Origin of the sequence: Halomonas litopenaei, from assembly GCF_003045775.1 — a bacterium.
GTDB classification, from domain to species: Bacteria; Pseudomonadota; Gammaproteobacteria; order Pseudomonadales; family Halomonadaceae; genus Halomonas; species Halomonas litopenaei.
Window position 1 is genome coordinate 384976 of the sequence record NZ_PXNS01000005.1, and the last position, 17507, is coordinate 402482.

Annotated in this window: 18 protein-coding genes; 6 read left to right on the forward strand and 12 right to left on the reverse strand. The window is 64.5% G+C overall.

Going from position 1 to position 17507, the window contains the following annotated elements; genetic code table 11:
• Positions 1-51: 51 nt before the first annotated feature.
• The 3 genes from C6W88_RS10500 (at position 52) to C6W88_RS10510 (ending at position 1437) form a co-directional block, all read left to right on the forward strand.
• Positions 52-786: a glutamine amidotransferase-related protein gene (locus C6W88_RS10500; protein ID WP_108132551.1), complete on the forward strand. Its 735-nt coding sequence runs from the start codon at positions 52-54 to the stop codon at positions 784-786.
• 128 nt (positions 787-914) lie between these two features.
• Positions 915-1199 (forward strand): BrnT family toxin, encoded by a 285-nt coding sequence (locus C6W88_RS10505; RefSeq protein WP_108132400.1) that lies wholly within the window; start codon positions 915-917, stop codon positions 1197-1199.
• Entirely contained in the window at positions 1168-1437 is a 270-nt protein-coding gene (locus C6W88_RS10510) for a BrnA antitoxin family protein (protein WP_108132401.1), read from the forward strand. Before C6W88_RS10505 ends, C6W88_RS10510 begins: the two co-directional genes overlap by 32 nt.
• Positions 1438-1531: 94 nt before the next feature.
• Here the strand turns inward: C6W88_RS10510 and C6W88_RS10515 are convergent, their stop codons facing one another.
• Positions 1532-3889: a heavy metal translocating P-type ATPase gene (locus tag C6W88_RS10515; RefSeq protein ID WP_231498607.1), complete on the reverse strand. Its 2358-nt coding sequence runs from the start codon at positions 3887-3889 to the stop codon at positions 1532-1534.
• A gap of 125 nt (positions 3890-4014) precedes the next feature.
• Between C6W88_RS10515 and cadR the strand changes: the two genes are divergently transcribed.
• The gene (gene cadR / locus C6W88_RS10520) at positions 4015-4464 is read left to right on the forward strand and encodes a Cd(II)/Pb(II)-responsive transcriptional regulator (RefSeq protein ID WP_045992798.1); all 450 of its coding nucleotides are present in this window, start codon (positions 4015-4017) and stop codon (positions 4462-4464) included.
• A gap of 144 nt (positions 4465-4608) precedes the next feature.
• Here the strand turns inward: cadR and msrA are convergent, their stop codons facing one another.
• The 11 genes from msrA to C6W88_RS10575 form a co-directional block, all read right to left on the reverse strand.
• Positions 4609-5118, reverse strand: a complete 510-nt coding sequence (gene msrA, locus C6W88_RS10525) for a peptide-methionine (S)-S-oxide reductase MsrA (protein WP_045992797.1) — start codon at positions 5116-5118, stop codon at positions 4609-4611.
• Positions 5119-5120: 2 nt separating this feature from the next.
• Complete coding sequence (gene msrB / locus C6W88_RS10530) at positions 5121-5567, reverse strand: peptide-methionine (R)-S-oxide reductase MsrB (RefSeq protein ID WP_108132402.1); 447 nt, start codon at positions 5565-5567, stop codon at positions 5121-5123.
• A 115-nt stretch (positions 5568-5682) separates the two neighbouring features.
• Positions 5683-6840 carry a beta-aspartyl-peptidase gene (gene iadA, locus C6W88_RS10535; protein WP_108132403.1) on the reverse strand — a complete coding sequence of 386 codons (1158 nt, stop codon included), beginning with the start codon at positions 6838-6840 and terminating at the stop codon, positions 5683-5685.
• 61 nt (positions 6841-6901) lie between these two features.
• Positions 6902-7684, reverse strand: a complete 783-nt coding sequence (locus C6W88_RS10540) for a transporter substrate-binding domain-containing protein (protein WP_083970403.1) — start codon at positions 7682-7684, stop codon at positions 6902-6904.
• 415 nt (positions 7685-8099) lie between these two features.
• Complete coding sequence (locus tag C6W88_RS10545; RefSeq protein ID WP_371931862.1) at positions 8100-8867, reverse strand: transporter substrate-binding domain-containing protein; 768 nt, start codon at positions 8865-8867, stop codon at positions 8100-8102.
• 194 nt (positions 8868-9061) lie between these two features.
• Positions 9062-9793, reverse strand: a complete 732-nt coding sequence (locus C6W88_RS10550) for an ABC transporter permease (RefSeq protein ID WP_108132404.1) — start codon at positions 9791-9793, stop codon at positions 9062-9064.
• Entirely contained in the window at positions 9793-10497 is a 705-nt protein-coding gene (locus C6W88_RS10555; protein WP_108132405.1) for an ABC transporter permease, read from the reverse strand. Before C6W88_RS10555 ends, C6W88_RS10550 begins: the two co-directional genes overlap by 1 nt.
• Before the next feature lie 18 nt (positions 10498-10515).
• Entirely contained in the window at positions 10516-11286 is a 771-nt protein-coding gene (locus tag C6W88_RS10560) for an ABC transporter ATP-binding protein (RefSeq protein ID WP_045992792.1), read from the reverse strand.
• Positions 11287-11509: 223 nt separating this feature from the next.
• On the reverse strand, positions 11510-12517 hold the full coding sequence (locus C6W88_RS10565) for a succinylglutamate desuccinylase (protein ID WP_045992791.1): 1008 nt from the start codon (positions 12515-12517) through the stop codon (positions 11510-11512).
• A 428-nt stretch (positions 12518-12945) separates the two neighbouring features.
• On the reverse strand, positions 12946-13968 hold the full coding sequence (locus C6W88_RS10570; protein ID WP_108132406.1) for an SMP-30/gluconolactonase/LRE family protein: 1023 nt from the start codon (positions 13966-13968) through the stop codon (positions 12946-12948).
• A 127-nt stretch (positions 13969-14095) separates the two neighbouring features.
• Positions 14096-14692, reverse strand: coding sequence for a lipocalin family protein (locus C6W88_RS10575; RefSeq protein WP_108132407.1), 597 nt, complete (start codon positions 14690-14692; stop codon positions 14096-14098).
• A gap of 155 nt (positions 14693-14847) precedes the next feature.
• On the opposite strand from C6W88_RS10575, the gene C6W88_RS10580 reads away from it, so the two are divergent.
• Complete coding sequence (locus tag C6W88_RS10580) at positions 14848-15915, forward strand: class I SAM-dependent methyltransferase (protein ID WP_231498608.1); 1068 nt, start codon at positions 14848-14850, stop codon at positions 15913-15915.
• Between the two features lie 508 nt (positions 15916-16423).
• On the forward strand, positions 16424-17473 hold the full coding sequence (gene dctP, locus C6W88_RS10585; RefSeq protein WP_108132408.1) for a TRAP transporter substrate-binding protein DctP: 1050 nt from the start codon (positions 16424-16426) through the stop codon (positions 17471-17473).
• Positions 17474-17507 lie beyond the last annotated feature (34 nt).

Consider the following 17507-nt stretch of genomic DNA (forward strand, 5'->3'; position numbering starts at 1 on the left):
CTGGCAAGGTGGCCGGCCAGCGTCAAGGGAGTACTGGTGATGGAGAACATCATGCGAATCGGTCTACTGCAGTGCGACGACGTGGCGCCGGAGCTGATCGACGCCCACGGCAACTATCCGGCCATGTTCGAGGCGCTGCTGGCGCCGGCGGCCTTTTCTCTGGGGGTCAGCCTCGAGTGGCAGGTCTACCGCTGCCTGGACGGCGAGATTCCCGATGACGTCGAGGCAGTGGACGCCTGGCTGACCACCGGCTCGAAGTTCGGGGTCAACGACGGCCACGCCTGGATCGCCCGGCTTGAGGACTTCGTGCGCGCGCTCTATCGCGCCGAGAAGCCGCTGGTGGGGGTGTGCTTCGGTCATCAGTTGATCGTCAAGGCGTTGGGCGGCGAGGTGATCAAGAGTCCCAAGGGCTGGGGCGTGGGGCTTTCCAACAATCGGGTCGGCGAGCGCGAGCCCTGGATGACCCCCTGGCAGCATGACCTCGACCTGCTGGTCAGCCACCAGGATCAGGTCGAGACGCTGCCCGAAGGCGCCTCGACCCTGGGCGGCAGCGGCTTCTGCCCCCACTACCTGATCCGCGTCGGCCGCTGCTTTCTCGGCGTCCAGGGCCACCCCGAGTTTCGCCCCGACTACTCCCGCGACCTGATGCACCTGCGCCAGGGCCTGGTCGGGGAAGAACGGGTACGCCAGGGCCAGGCCTCACTGGCCGGACGTATCGACGACGGCGTGATGGCCGAGTGGATACTGCGCTTCATGCGCGAGGCGATGGCGGTCAGGGAGGGGTGACGAGACGCAAGATGGAGGCCATTATTTGGTGGTGGCAGCCAAGGCACCTGGCAAGCATTAGTTTCGGCAACGAGTGCGTTGTGGGAGAACGAACCTTCTTGTCCTTTTTTTGTCCATACATTTAAAGCATGATCATCGACTTCGATCCGGGGAAGAGCGCTTGGAATGCCAGAGAGCGCGGCCTGCCCTTCAGCGAGGTGTCTCATTTCGATTGGGAAGGGGCGCTACTGACCGAAGACAAGCGCAACGATTACCCGGAGCGTCGGTTTGTTGCCATCGGGATGATCGGTCAGCGGGCCCACGTGGTGTGCTTCACGCCGATTGAAGGTGGAATTCGCGTCATCAGCTTGAGAAAGGCCAACGCTCGGGAGGTGCGGCGCTATGACAAGGCGACTCACGGACAGGACAGGTGAGGTCCGGGAACTCACCGATGAGGATATCGAACGTATGCGCCCCATGGATGAGGTGTTGCCTGCAAACCTCAAACGGGCCATCGGACAGCGGGGGGCGCAACGAACGCCGACGAAGGTGAAGACGTCGATCCGTCTGTCTCGGGACGTCATTGACCACTTCAAGCAGGGCGGTGATGGCTGGCAGCGCCGCATCGACCAGGCCCTGAAACAGTATATTCGAGAACATGGTAGCGATTGAGGTCTGGCCGCCAAATAGCTGGCGGACACGCCAGGCCAGGCCTCGCTGGCCGGACGCATCGACGACGCCGTGATGGCAAAGTGGAGACTGCGCTTCAATCAAACCGCTGTCTGAGTATCCTCAGTCCGTTGCCGACGACCAGCAGGCTCGAGCCCAGGTCGGCGAACACCGCCATCCACAGGGTGGCGTGGCCGGTCAGCGCCAGGGCCAGGAATACCGCCTTGATGCCGAGCGCCAGGGCGATGTTCTGCACCAGCAGGCGGCGGGTGCTGCGGGCCAGGTCGATCAGCCGCGGCAGACTGGCCGGGTCGTCGTTCATCAGCGCGATATCGGCGGTCTCGATGGCCACGTCGCTGCCTGCCGCGCCCATGGCGATGCCGATGTCGGCCCGGGCCAGTGCGGGGGCGTCGTTGATGCCGTCGCCGACCATGGCGCACACACCGCGGCGGGACAGCGCGTCCAGGCGCGCCAGCTTGTCCTCAGGCAACAGCTCACCGTAGGCCTCGTCGATGCCGGCCTCACGGGCGATGGCGTCGACCCTGGCCTGGGCGTCGCCGCTGAGCATGCTGACGCTCACTCCCTGGCGGTGTAGGCGCTCGATGGCTTGGCGGCTGGTGATGCGCAGGGCGTCCCTGACCGCGAAGTAGGCCAGCAGCCGATCGTCGCGCCCCAGCCAGACGATGCCGGCGTCGTCGTCGGCGTCGGCGTCACTGTCCTCACTGTTCAGCTGGGCCTGGCTGACCCCCATCTCGCCGGCCAGGCGGGCGTTGCCGAGCCACACCGTCGCACCGCTATCGGCCTCGCTTGCCACCAGGCCACGACCGCCGCGCTCCTCGACACCTTCCAGTGACACCGCGGGCTGAGAAGCAGGCTGAGAGCCCAGCCCCTGCACCAGGGCGCGGGACACCGGATGGTTGGAGCGCTCCGCCAGGGCGAGGGCCAGGCGCTGTCCCTCGGCGTCGCTGCTGTCACCGAGCGCAGCTGAGCGCACCAGCCGTGGCTTGCCCTCGGTCAGGGTGCCGGTCTTGTCCAGCGCCAGGTGGGTGAGTCGGGTGGCCTGCTCGAGAAAGACGCCGCCCTTGATCAGGATACCCTGGCGTGCGGCGGCACCGAGGCCGCTGACCACCGTTACCGGGGTGGAGATCACCAGCGCGCAGGGGCAGGCGATGACCAGCAGCACCAGGGCGCGGTAGACCCCGTCGAGCCAGGGGCCGAGGCCGAGCAGTGGCCAGCCCAGCGCGACCAGCCCGGCCAGCACGAACACCACCGGGGTGTAGATGGCGGCGAAGCGATCGATGATGCGCTGCGTAGGCGCACGACGGGACTGGGCTTCTTCCACCGCGTGGATGATGCGCGCCAGGGTGGTGTCATTGGCCCGCCGGGTGACGCGGTAGTCGAAGTCGCCGGCCAGGTTGATGGAGCCGGCGTAGACGCTCTCGCCGAGGGAGCGATCACGCGGCAGGCTCTCGCCGGTGATCGGCGCCTCATCCAGGCTAGGGTCACCGCGCACGATCTCGCCGTCCAGCGCCAGACGCTCGCCAGCGTGTACCCTGACCAGATCACCGATGGCGACGTCGTCAGCGTCGATCTCGCGCCACTCGCCGCTGCCAGACTCTCCTTCATCAAGCACCCGTGCCCTGGGTGGGGCCAGGTCGAGCAGTCCTGAGATGGCCTGGCGCGCGCGTGCAAGCGACCCGGCCTCGAGGTGCTCGGCCAGGGTGAACAGCACGATCACCATGGCCGCCTCGGCCCAGTGGCCGATCAGCATGGCGCCGGTTACCGCCACGCTCATCAGCGCATTGATGTTGAGGGTGCCGTGGCGCAGCGCCACAAGGCCCTTTTTCCAGGTGGGAATGCCGACCAGGGCGATGGCGACGATGGCCAGCAGCGGCGTAAGCAAGCCTGCGGTCAGCCCGAGCCAGCCGATGGCCTCGGCGCCCAGGGCCAGAATGCCGGCCAGCGCGAGGCGCCCCCAGGGCGTCGTCGTGGTGCTGCGGGAATCATCGGCGGCGTTGGCGCCTTGGTCATCCTCGAAGCGAGGCGTCATGCCGGTGTCGCGGACACGGGCGGCCAAGGCGTCGCGATCGACACCGTGGTGATGGACGACCAGACGACGCTGCATCAGCTGGAAGCTCAGTGCCTCGACCCCGGGAAGATCGGCCAGCGCCTTTCTGAGCACGCCTTCTTCGGTGGGGCAGCACATCTCGTCGATGGTCAGCGCAAGACGGCTGGCCGAAGGGGACGCTTCGCTGCTCTGTGGGGTGTCGGCAGTCTCGGCTGCCCCGCAGCAGGTACTGGTTCCCGCCGGCCTGGTTTCGCTTGTTGTTTCGTCTCTAGTTTCGGTCTTGGTTTCAGTGCGGGGCGTGGCACTGGAGGCGCAGCAGCCGGCCTTGCTCGTACTTTTCGCGCTGCGCTCTTCAGGGGAATCTGCCATCTTGGGGGAATCTACCATTCTGGGAACTCCACTCGGGTCTCTGAGTCAGAGTTGACACCCTGTAGTCACTATAGGGTCAAGGGCTGGCACGAGACAGTCGATGCCTGGCCAGAATGGACGGACGTTTGGCGGGAGGAAAATCCATGAAGATCGGCGAGCTGGCAAGACGCAGCGGGGTCAAGGTGGAGACGGTGCGCTACTACGAGCGCGAAGGACTGCTGCCCGAGCCTGCGCGCAGCGAGGGCAATTATCGACTCTATCGTGAGGCCCACGCCGAGCGCCTGGACTTTATCCGTCACTGCCGCGCCCTGGACATGACGCTGGACGAGATCCGCGCGCTGCTGGTCTGTCAGGACGATCCCGAGCAGCCCTGCGAGGAGGCCGACGCCCTGATCGAGGCGCACCTGGGGCACGTCGAGCAGAGGATCGCACAGCTCTCCAGGCTCAAGGTCGAACTGGAAGGCCTGCGTCGTCGCTGCGCAGGCCAGGGCAAGGTCGGCGAGTGCGGCATCCTCAATGAACTGTCCCAGCCGGTCGATCCCCCCGAGACGCTGGAGCATGCCCACGTCGGTGGCGTCCATCCGCGGCGTTGAGCCCGGCTGGCGCAAGCCCGCGTCTCCCCTTGCAGAGAGCCCGGACAGGACACCTGGAGCCGGACACGACAGCGCCGCCCCGAGGGGCGGCGCTGGTGGGTGCTGTGATGCGATGGCCTGGTTGGCGTTGTCAGACGACGCGCATCAGGCCTCTTCGGTGCGCCTGGGCAGTACCCAGTCCTTGCGCGGGAAGTGGCAGGTGTAGCCATGGGGAATGCGCTGCAGGTAGTCCTGGTGCTCGGGCTCGGCCTCCCAGAAATCCCCCACCGGCTCGACCTCGGTGACCACCTTGCCGGGCCACAGACCCGAGGCTTCCACGTCGGCGATGGTGTCGAGCGCTTCACGCTTCTGCTCCTCGTCCACGTAGTAGATGGCCGAGCGGTAGGACATGCCACGGTCGTTGCCCTGACGATTGGGCGTGGTCGGGTCATGGATCTGGAAGAAGTACTCCAGCAGCTTGCGATAGCTGATCACGTCGGGATCGAACAGGATCTCGATACCCTCGGCGTGGGTGCCGTGGTTACGATAGGTGGCGTTCTGCACGTCGCCACCGGTGTAGCCGACCCGGGTGTACTCGACCCCTGGCAACTGGCGAATCAGATCCTGCATGCCCCAGAAGCACCCGCCTGCGAGAACTGCGCGTTGTTGTGCCATGTTCAGACCTCCTCGACTTGATTCAGATATTCGCCGTAGCCCTCGGCTTCCATGTCATCGCGATGGATGAACCTGAGCGACGCCGAGTTGATGCAGTAGCGCATGCCTCCCTTGTCCCTGGGGCCGTCGTTGAAGACGTGACCCAGGTGGCTGTCACCGTGGGATGAGCGCACCTCGGTGCGGATCATGCCATGGGACGAATCCACCAGCTCGTTGACGTAGGCCGGCTCGATCGGCTTGGTGAAGCTGGGCCAGCCACAGCCGGACTCGTACTTGTCCGACGAGGCGAACAGCGGCTCGCCAGAGACGATGTCCACGTAGATGCCGGGCTCCTGGTTGTGCAGGTGCTCCCCGGTGCCGGGACGCTCGGTGCCGCTTTCCTGGGTGACCCGATACTGCTCGCGGTTCAGTCGGGCGATGGCCTCGGGTGACTTTTCATAGCTTTTCATGGGCTCTCCTCGTGGGTGGGGGAGACGCAGGCTCGGCGCGATGGCTTGCCATCAAGGTTACACGCCAGCTTGCGGGACCGTAATCAGTCGTGGTGATGGAGAGATCCTTACACGCCTAACGATTCGTGTCACGCCGATGCAGGCATTGGCCCAGCGCCCAGACCTGGTCGATCGCCCAGTCATCGTCGCCGAGCACCAGCAGATCGGCGTCCTGACCGACCGCCAGACGTCCCTTGCGCTTGAGCCCGAGGGCGTCTGCGGCGTGGGTGCTGGCGAGGCCCACGGCGACCTCCAGGGCGATGCCGTGGTCGTTGACGCACTCGCCCAGTACCTCGAACAGGCTGTCCAGGCGGCCAGCCTCGAGGCCGACGAATCGCCCCTCGGCGTCAAAGCGGGGCAGGGAAGCGTTGGCGTCGGAGGACAGGCTGATGCGCGAAGGGTCGACGCGGGCCTTGAGCGCCCTGGCGGCGGCTTCTGACGCAGGCACCTCGCCGTCGGCCAGAAGCTCCTGCGTGGTGCTGGTGGTGAAGTCGATCCGCCCGCCGTCCCGGGCGAAGCGCAGGCCATCCTCGAACAGCGCCGCGGTGCGGTTGATGTGGGTCGGCATGAACTGGGCGATGGGCAAGGCCGTGGTGCGTGCTACCTCACGCAATATCTCCAGGCCACCTTCGGCGTCGCCGGTGTGGATGAAGACGATCCCGGACTTGCCGGCGAGCATTCCTGCGGTGCGGCTCTCGGAGGCCAGCCGAGCAAGCTCATGGGCGCTGGGCTGGGAGCCGCGATGGTCGCTGATGGCGACCTCACCGACGCCGATGAACTCGGGGATATGGACGATATCCTCGGCCACCGAGCCGGTCAGGGTCACCGGCGGCAGCTGGTAGGAGCCGGTGTAGGCGTAGCAGCTCAGGCCGCCGGCGGCGAGCTCGCGTACCTTGCCGAGCAGGTTGGCCGGCGTGCGGGTCAGAGCGTCGGTGCCGAGCGCCCCCACCAGGGTGGTGACGCCGGAGGCGATGGCATCCTCGAGGCGGAGCTCGGGGGTGCGGGTGCCAAAGCCGCCTTCGCCACCACCGCCGGTCATGTGCACCAGCGGATCGACCAGGCCAGGGATGACCCGCCGGCCCTCGAGGTCGTGTACCTCGAGGCCGGGAAAGTGTTCATCGACGCTGGCCTCGGGCTCCAGCACCGCCGCGATGCGGCGGTCGGTGATCAGCAGGTGCTTCAGGCCCATCGCGGCAGGGGCGTAGAGGCGGGCATTCTTCAGAAGGGTCAGCATGGCGGCTCCCGAGACAGGGCCGGCCCTGGGGCAGGCCGGCCTGAACGATAAAGGGCAACGTTCACAGTTTGACGTCGTAGCTGAAGTACTCGTTCATGATCTCGTCGTAGGTGCCGTCTGACTTGAGCTCGGCCAGGGCCTCGTTGAAACGCTCGGCGAGTTCACGGTCGCGCTTGCGGAAGGCCACGCCGACGCCCTGGCCGAAGTAGGTCTCGGGCTCCTTGATGAAGTCGCTGATGCGCACGAAGTCGCTCTGTTCGGTATCGATGTCGATCATCGCCTCGGCGATCGGATAGTCCATGAAGGTCAGGTCCAGGCGGCCGGCACGCAGGTCGGCGACCACGTCGTCGGCACTGGCGTAGCGGCGCACTTCGAGCACATCGCCGTACAGGTCGGTGACGTAGCGATCCTGCAGGGTGGCGCGCTGCACGCCGACGCTCAGGCCTTCGAGGCTGGCCTTGTCGGCGATGTCGATGTCGCGGCCGCGCGGCGTGATCCAGGCGCTCGGGGTGGTGTAGTAGGGCTCGGAAAACAGCACCTGGCGGCTGCGTTCCTCGGTGATCGCCATGGACGACATGATGGCGTCGAACTTGCGCGCCATCAGCGCCGGGATCATGCCGTCCCAGGGCTGCTCGACCCAGGTGCACTGGATCTCGAGGCGCTCGCAGACGGCGTTGCCCAGGTCGATCTCGAAGCCGGTCAGGGTACCGTCGGCGGTCTTGTACTCGAAGGGTTCGTAGGGCACATCGACGGCCAGGCGAAGCGGCTCATCGGCGAGTGCTGGGCCTGCGCCGATCATCAGCGCGGACAGGGCGGAGGCGAGCAGCAGGGGAGAACGATTCATGGGGACTTCCTTGGACAAGAGTGAATAACCACAGCATATGACCCCTGCAGCGATGCATCAGCAGGGGGCTGCCGACAGGCAGGGGAATGTCGCCAGGGGAGGGCGAACAAGCAGAACTTTCAAGGCGTTGGAGTATACGCCGGGGACGCTATTCGTCGAACCATTCGCTCAGGGCAAAGCCATCCAGCCAGGGCGGCCGGGGAAGGGACTCTGCGAAGATGGGGAGCCAGGTCAGGGGCACGAAGATGTCCTGTCGCTTCAAGGTGCTGTCGAGTGTTCTAGCGAGTGCTACAGCAAGTGTTCCAGCGAGTGCCGGTGGTGACACCGGACCCAAGAGGGTCCGGCGCGGTGCCTGCTCGAGGCGTTGGCTCGGGCAGGACTTGTTGCTTCAGCAAGATGCTTATTCAGCAAAGACTTATTCAGCAAAGTACTTGGCATGAATCTCTTCGTAGGTGCCGTTGTCCTTCAGGGTGGCGAGCGCCTCGTTGAAGGCCTTGGCCAGGTCCTCGTCACGCTGACGGAAGGCGATGCCGAAGCCGTCACCGAAGTACTCCTTGGGCTCGGTGATCTGCTCACCGACCACCTTGTAGTCGCCTGCCTCGCTGTCCAGCAGGGTCGACTTGCCGACCGGATAGTCGAGGAAGCCGATGTCGACGCGGCCGGAGTCCATGTCCAGCACCAGGTCGTCGGCGGTGGCGTAGCGGCTGACATCGGCCACGTCGCCGTACAGGTCGGTGACGTAGTTGTCCTGCAGGGTGCCACGCTGCACGCCGATGGTCAGACCCTCGAGGGACTCGACGTCAGGGTTGCCCATCTCCAGGTCGGTCGGGGCGAACCAGGCGGACGGCGGGGTGAAGTAGGGGTCGGAGAACAGCACCTGCTCACGACGCTCGTCGTTGATGGTCATGGAGGACATGATGGCGTCGTACTTGCGCGCCATCAGGCCGGGGATGATGCCGTCCCAGCCCTGAACCACCCACTCGCACTGGATGCCGACTTCAGCACAAAGAGCGTTACCCAGATCGATGTCGAAGCCGGTCAGCTCGCCGTCGGGGGTGCGGTATTCCATCGGCTCGTAGGGCACATCGACGCCGATGCGGATGTCACGAACCTCGGCCTGGGCGGTAGAAGCGAGAACCGCGGTGCCGATCAGGCCAGCGGTAAAGAGCTTGCGCAGTGTCATATAGGTAAACCCTTGTTATTGATAAGCGGGTGTTGATGCGATGGGAGGGCGTCTTGTGGACGCATACCATCACCTTAGCGAATCGGGGCCCTCTCAGGAAGGGCAGGGCGGCAGAAATGAAACGCCAGTTCCCAACGCTTGTTTGACGATAGCGCGACGGCGCCGGAGGCGGTGGCCTCCGGCGTCACGACGGCTTAACCGGAGGCCGGCTTCAAGTGGGCCAGCAGGCGCTTTTCCAGATAGCGGAACAGGTACAGGATGGCGAAGGTCAGGCACAGGTAGATCGCCGCCACGAACAGGAAGGCGTCGAAGGGCGCGTAGTAGCGGGCATAGACGAAGCGTGCCGCACCGGTCAGGTCCATGATGGTCACGACGCTGGCGATGGCGCTGGCGTGGAGCATGAAGATCACCTCGTTGCCGTAGGCCGGCAGCGCCCGGCGGAAGGCGCTGGGCAGCACGATGCGGCGCATCATCAGCGAGTAGCGCATGCCGTAGGCCCTGGCCGCCTCGATCTCGCCACGCGGGGTAGCCTTGATCGCACCATGGAAGATCTCGGTGGTGTAGGCCGCGGTGTTCAACGAGAACGCCACCAGCGCCGGGAAGAACGGCTTCTCCAGCAGTACCCATAGCCAGGTGTCCTGGATGCCCTCGACGAACACCACGCCGTAGTAGATCAGGTAGAGCTGCACCAGCAGCGGCGTGCCGCGGAACACATAGGTGTAGAAGAAGATCGGCATCTTGATCCAGCGGCGCTTGGAACCTCGGCCAATGGCCAGTGGCACCGCGGCGATCAGGCCGACGATCAATGACAGGAACACCAGCTGGACCGTGGTGGTCAGGCCCTCACCGTAGTACGACAGGGTGTCGAGGGTGAAGATGGTGTTGTCGGCCAGCAGTGCTTCGATTGAGGCAAGCAGTGAATCCATCAGTCATGCCCTCCGAAGCCGATGTCGTAGCGCTTCTGCAGTCTGGCGAAGAACCACTCCGAGACGCTGGCGATCAGCAGATAGATGACCGCCACGATGATCATGAACAGGAAGGGCTCGCGGGTGGCCTTGGAGGCCTCCGCGGCGACCCGCACCATGTCGGACAGGCCGATCACCGAGACCAGGGCGGTGGTCTTCAACAGCACCATCCAGTTGTTGGACAGGCCCGGCAGGGCATGGCGCATCATCTGCGGGAAGCGAATACGGCGGAACACCAGGGCGTGGCTCATGCCGTAGGCGCGGCCTGCCTCGATCTGGCCGCTGTCCACCGCCAGAAAGGCGCCACGGAAGGTCTCGCCCATATAGGCACCGAAGATCAGGCCGATGGTCAGGACGCCGGCGACGAACTCGTTGACGTTGATGAAGATGTCGATACCGAAGCGGGCATACAGCCAGTCGGTGACCATGTTGATGCCGATCTGGCCGCCGAAGAACAGCAGCATCATCAGCACCAGGTCCGGTACGCCGCGGATGATGGTGGTATAGAGGGTGCCCAGGCGGTGGGCCACCCAGTTGCGCGACATCTTGGCGCTGGCGGTGACAAGGCCAAGCCCGATGGCCAGGATCAGTGACAGCACCGCCAGTTCGATGGTGACCAGCGCCCCCTCGAGAAGGCGTGGCCCGTAACCGTGAAGGTCAATCATGGGTCTCTCCTGGCCGCCTCAGCGCTTGGGTGCAAGGAATTGCTTGAGTCGCTCGGAGCTGGGGTTGCCCAGCACCTGGTCGGGCGGACCCGCTTCCTCGACCTGACCCTGGTGCAGGTAGATCACCTGACTGGAGACGTCGCGGGCGAAGGCCATTTCGTGGGTTACCACGATCATGGTGCGGCCTTCCTCGGCCAGGTCACGCATGACCTTGAGCACGTCGCCGACAAGCTCCGGGTCCAGCGCCGAGGTTGGCTCGTCGAACAGCATGACCTCCGGGTCCATGGCGAGTGCCCGGGCGATGGCGCCACGCTGCTGCTGGCCACCGGAAAGCTGGGCCGGATAATAGTCGGCGCGTTCGGCCAGGCCGACCCGCTTTAGCAGGGCGCGGGCGTGTTCGATGGCCTCCTTCTTCGACTTCTTGAGCACGTGGACAGGCGCTTCGATGACGTTCTCCAGAAGCGTCATGTGGGCCCAGAGGTTGAAGCTCTGGAACACCATCGACAGCTTGGCGCGCATCTGTACCACCTGGTTCCAGTCGGCAGGCTCGCGGCCGTGCTTGGTTTCCTTGAAGCGGATCTGTTCGCCGTGGACAAACAGCTCGCCCTCGTTGGGCTGTTCAAGCAGGTTCATGCAGCGCAGGAAGGTGCTCTTGCCGGAGCCGGAGGCGCCGATCAGGGTGATGACGTCCCCCTTGCGGGCCTCGAGAGACAGCCCCTTGAGCACTTCGGTGTTGCCAAAGCGCTTCTTGATATTGCGCACTTCCAGCGGAATTGGTGTATCAGCCATGAATCGGGCTCCAGATAGAATCGGCCGTGCCGGGTGGGCCGGCCGGATGGCGCGGGCTGGCGCGAAAAAAACGGGGGATTCTAACAGGCTTGGAACGGCGCAGCAGACGAAGCTGATCCGAGGGGGTATAGACCTTCGTCGAGTATAGGGGCGGGAGTTGTCATGCGTCTATCTCCAGGTTGTTGTTATGTATATATTTATTGTAAGTAAAAGAGGTGCGATCTCACGCTGATGTTAGCCTCACCGGGCGCACCAGCAGCGCCGCTCGAGCGCCGAGTTCTACCCTGGCGTTGGGGAACACCACCTTGAGCGGCTCGTCACCGATACGGGTATCGCCGGCCTGGGCGTCACGCGCCACCACGGTACCGGGGGCGAACTCGGTGAAGTTGGGAATGTCATCGGCAAAGCACAGCGCGAAGTCCTCGCTTTCACGGAACACTTCGACAGCCACCGCAAAGCCATCCAGCTGCTGGATCTCGCCCGACTCGGGCAATTGTCCGGCGATCAGCGACTGAATCAGCCGGCCCATGGGTTCAAGTGGCTCGAGATCATTGTGGCCGAACGGCAACGCCTTGCCGAGTTCCAGGGTAAACGCCTGGGCGCCGTGGTAGTGCTTGCTGTAGTGGGAGAAGGTCCAGCTATGCTGATGCTGCTTGAGCGCCGCCTGGATGCCCGCGCCGGCCATCCAGTGCCACTGCTCGCTATCGGTACGAGTCTCGGCGAAAGGGTCCACCACGAAGCGTGGGTAGTGGCTGTCGCGGATCGCGGTGTGCAGGTCGTAGTGCAGCCTTGGCAGCTGGCTGTGGTCGGCGAAGAAGGCATCCACCGCGGCCATCAGCTCACGCGCGCGGACGGCCTCGTCGCCTGGCTGGTCGAGTTCCCGCCGGAACAGCCGATTGAGGTTGGTCTCGACGAAGCGGGTGTTGCGACGAATCGCCTCGAGGTTGCCGAGGATCACCAATACCGGAGCACCGACAGAGGCAAGCCCTGCCTCCAGGCGCGCCAGGCAATCACCCAGCAGCTCGATCGGCGCGGTCTCGTTGCCGTGGATGCCGACGGACAGCACGCAGGCGCGTGCATCTGCGCCGACGGTGTCCGGGATCAGGCGCAGCAGGCCTGGCCCCTCGATCCGATAGCGGCCGCCTTTTAGCGAGCCTTCCCGGCCCTTGATCGGCCGGTCGGGGGACGACGCATCGGCCTCAAGACTTGCCGTCAGCCACTCAGCCAGCATGGCGACCTCCCGCCAGAGGCGAGGAACAAAGGGAACCTGAGTCGGGTGTCAGAACAAACGTCATCGGGAGTCTTCTTGTTGCCAAGGCATTTATCGAATTCTTGTCGCCGCACCATTGCGAGCCCCCAGGAGGACCCCGTTGCCTCTTATCGGCCCAGAGCTGGCCCACTACCTACCCACTAGCGACCCTCCGGGCCGACTCGCCAGCCGAGCTGGGGCGAACGGAAACAGGGCAGGGCGTGGCCTGTCAGCGGCCGATGGTCGGGCATTCGATCATCGCTGGAGGCGCGGATGCCGCTTCACCTTCTTAGGCAGCGAGGGACCTCGCAAGAGCGAGCGTCGATCTGGTGAAAACCGGGGGTGCGATAATGAAAGGCCCGGCAGCATTCGCCGCCGGGTTGGAGATGAACGGCCACAGCGGCAGGCGCCTAGAGACCGCGCGCGCCGGTATAGAGGGTATACAGCGATTGACTGGCGGCCATCAGCAGGCGGTTGCGCTTCTCTCCGACGAAGCAGACGTTGGCGCAGACTTCCGGCAGCAGGACGCGACCGATCAGGGTGCCATCCGGAGCAAACACGCTGACCCCATCCTTGCCCTCGCCTCCTGAGGTGCCGACCCAGAGGTTGCCGTCCTCATCACAGCACATGCCGTCATAGCCCTCGCTGGTGCTTTCCACCAGCCTCTCGGCACCAGCCAGCGTCCTGTTCTCGGCGCTGAAGGTGAATCGCGTGATGGTGGCGGGCTGATCGGGATGGTGCGAAGGGGCGGTATCGGTGACATACAGCGAGCTGCCGTCCGGCCCCAGGGCGATACCATTGGGCTTGTAGAGCTCTGTGGTCAGACGGGTCGGCTCCTGCATGCCGTCCTCCCAGTAGTAGATGGCGGTCTCGAGTTCGAGCGAGCGCTGCTTGCCCTCGTAGTCGGAGTGCGCGCCGTAGCCGGGGTCGGTGAAGATGATGGCGCCGCCGGGCAGGGTGACCAGATCGTTGGGGGCATTGAGTGGCTTGCCGTCGAAGGTGCTGGTCAGCACATGGCGACTGCCGTCCCACTCGTAGCGAACCACCTGGGCCGGCGAGTGTTCGCAGGCGATCAGGCGACCACGATCGTCGAAAGCGTTGCCGTTGGAATGGCCGATATGATCACGCAGCACGCTGACCTGGCCGCTGGCCTCGTCCCAGCGCATCTGCCGGGCCCTGGGGATGTCGCTGAACACGGCGTAGCGACCCACGGCGTTCCAGGCAGGCCCCTCGAGCCAGAGTCCGCCCGTCCATTCCCGTTCCAGCGGGGCGTTGAACAGCATGTACTGCTTGAAGCGATCATCCACCACCTGCCAGGCGTCGATCGGATAGCGCTCGGGCGTGCCGCCGGCGTGGGCAAATAGCGACGGCACCGCAGCGGTGGCGCCGATGGCCGCCGTGGCGGCAAGAAACTCTCGTCTTCCCAGTGACATTGCTTGACCTCCATGCAGTGAAAGGGCGACCGAGGTGGTCGCCCTTTCAGCGTATGAGGTGTTCACTGGTCTGTATGTTATACATTCTGACGAGGTCAGGCGGCCTGTGGCAGCGCCTGATTATTGCTCAGCCCTGGCGATAGGGCTCGCACTCCTCGCCCTGTTCGACCTCTATCAGCTCCTCGACCGGGTAGTCCAGATCCTGTGCGCGCTGGACCAGCGAGCGGTAGGTCGCATCGTCAAGCTGGGGACTTCTGGCGAGGATCCACAGATAGTCGCGGTCCGGTCCGGTGACCAGCGACCATTGTCCGGCGTCATCCAGCGCCAGAATGTTGTAGCTTGCATAGAAGGGGCCGAAGAAGCTCACCTTCAGGCGGCCGACGTTGTCTTCCTCCAGCAGGTAGGCCTTGCCTTCGGCCACGTCGGGCTCGCCCTTGGACAGGTCGACGCCACGGTTGATCACCTGGACGCCACCGTCATCCCGGGTGGCGTAGTCGGCGGTGACGCAGTCGAGCCCTTCCTCGAAGCTGTGATCGAAGCGCGCGATCTCGTACCAGCGACCCAGATAGTCCTCCAGGGTGAAGTCATCGATGGGCTGGGTGCCAGAGGGCAGGCCTGTGCAGGCCGACAGCACCAGCGGGGCGCCAACGGCGGCGAGCAGGGCAGAGCGTCGCGTCGGCTTTCGAGCCGGGGCCGACGAAGGCCGGCGTCCTTGCGTATCCATGAGGGCTCCTGAAGGGTGGCAGGTGGGTGGAAGTCGAGTCACCGCTGGATGTATTGCATAATTTTCGTACAAGAAGTGTATGTCTTTTTTGCTGCTGTTGTCCAAGAGGCTTCCCGCTTGAGGTTGAGCAGCCATAAACGTGCAAGGAGCGCCGCATGACGCTAAAGGGGACACCAGGAGAGGCCCCGCAAGGAACGCCAGGTAGCCAGCTGGGCCAGCACTATGATGCCAAAGGAAGCCTGCTGGCTCGGCTCGAACGTGCCTTCGTCGAGGCGGGATGCGACCCCGACCATCTGAGTCATGACGAGATGGCCGGTATCGATCAACTGCATCTGGGGGGCAGGGCGGCCAGCCGGCGATTGATGGCCCTGGCGGGGTGGGATGCCGGCCAGCCCCCGAACAAGGGGGACGGTCCTCGCTTGGACGCGTTCGCGGGTGTGGGCACGGGTTCCAGCGGCGCAGCGCGCCTGCTCGATCTGGGCTGCGGTACCGGCGGCGCCAGTCGTCTGCTGGCCCGTGAGCTTGGCTACGAAGTGGTGGGGGTGGATATCACGCCGGGCTTCATCGAGGTCGCGACCTGGCTGAGTCGGGCCTGTGGACTGGAGGACACTACCCGTTTCGTGTGCGCCGATGCCGCCGAGTTGCCGCTGGGGGATGCCAGTGTCGAGGCGGTGTGGTGCCAGCATGCCCTGCTCAATATGCCGGACCTCGCCGCTGTGTTGAGCGAGTGTCGCAGGGTGCTCGCTCCGGGTGGCAGGTTGGTGCTCCACGAGGTGGTTCGAGGCGACAATCCTGCGCCGTTATCGCTCCCGGTGCCCTGGGCGAGAACGCCCGAGCATAGCCGACTGTTGTCCCTGAAGGATCTCGAGCAACACCTCCAGGCCGCCGGGTTTCAGCGCCAGGCGCTGGAGGATGTCAGCGCCGAGGCGCTGGCCTGGCGTAGCCATCACCGGCGTCGCGAGCAGGGCGGGGCTGACCGCCGAGCCGATGGTGGCACCAACACGGACCAGGCGCAGCCGCCCAGGCAGGAGGGGGGAGAGTCGTCACCTCAGGCGTCAGGGCCTGCTGACCGTCCTCCCATTCGTCCCCGCTTGCCTGGTCCTGCGCTGATCTTTGGTGAGGTCTTCGTGGAGATGGGCCGTAACCTGCTCGACAACCTCAGCGACGACCGGGTTAGGGTGGTTCAGGGGGTGTGGCAACACCAGCCATTGCCGCGAACCTGACAGTTTGACCCCCTGAATTCAAGCACCTGGATTCATAGAATAAGCGCCGCTGTATGTCGTGCAGCGGAGTGCCTCCTCAAGGAGGCTCCCTCTCCCATGGTTGCCTCCTCGGGGGCACGGGTTTGCCAAGCCTGCTAATGCTCTGTGCTCTCTGGTCGTCTCTCTGCATTCTTCTCTCGGCATCCTTCTCTGTTTCCTGCCTTCCCTCCGTGCTTTTTTCGCGGGCTCTCTCGGCCGACGCGCGACGCCTTGGTACAGGGTGGCCTGGTGCGGTTGTGTCACGTCGAGCTGGCATGCGCCACCTGACCGGGTTCTGGGCTGACTGTTGTCGTGATGGATCACAGGGGCGGGCTTTCACGGCGCTCTTGCATTTGGGTATCCTGTAAATATATTTTATACAATCTACGTTTTGGCGGTGTTGCCTGAGTCTGGGCGTATCGGCCTGTCGAAGCGTTGGGGAATGTGGAATCTGGCGATGGGCGCTGGATACACCGATGGAGTCAATACAATGAACAACAAGGCCTTGAGTGCAGCAGCGATCGGAAGTCTGGTGATGGGGCTGGTGGCGCCTGCCCTGGCGGCTGACGTCGAGTGGAAGGTGCCGACCTCGGTACCGGCGGGCTCCCCTTTTTACGAGAACTTTCTGGAGCGGTTTGCCGATAACGCCGACACCCTCAGCCAGGGACGGGTGGAGATCAAACCCTTCGGCGCAGGGGTGATCGTACCTGCGTTGCAGGTATACGAGGCCGTGCTGGAAGGCACCGTGGAGGCGGGGCACTCCACGCCCAGCTACCTGGTAAACCAGAAGCCCATCAACGCCATCTTTGCCGGCTTCCCCGGTGGCATGGGGCCGGAGACCTATATCAACTGGATCTACGAGGGGGGCGGTCAAGAGGCCTTGCAGGAGCTGCGTGCCAGCGAGGGGTTGCATTCCTTGATCGTCGGTATCGGCTCCACCGAAGTCTTCGCTCACGCCAACGTCAGGATCGATGGTGCCGACGATCTCGAAGGTTTGAAGTATCGTACGTCGGGCCCCTGGGCGGAGGTGATGCGTGAATACTACGGCGCAGTGCCGACCGTGGTGCCGCCGGGGGACACCTACACCCTGCTTCAGCGCAAGGGTGTCGACGCGGTGGAGTGGGCAACCCCATCGAGCAACCAGCCAGAAGGGTTCCATGAAGCCGCCAAGTACATCGTGGTTCCCGGCGTGCATCAGCCCACCTTCCTTTGGGAGGTTGTCGTGACCGAGGACACCTGGGCGGCCGTCCCAGACGACCTCAAGCCGCTGATCGAAGCCGCCGCCAAGCTCACGACCTATGAAGGCCTGAGCCAGTTCTATCACCAGGACATGCTGGCCATGGAGGCTTACCGTTCGGGCCGCAATGAAGTGGTGAGCCTGGACCCCGAGTTTGTCGAGGATCTGGCCCAGAGCGGTCGGGCCTGGATGGAGGCCACGGTTGAAGCGTCAGACGATCCTGCAATGCAGGCGCTGCTGGAAGACTACCGCACCTACCAGCAGCGCTGGAGCGAGCAGAACGACTACCTGATCCGCGACTGACCCCTCAACCGATCCTGGAGGAACGTCACCTCGG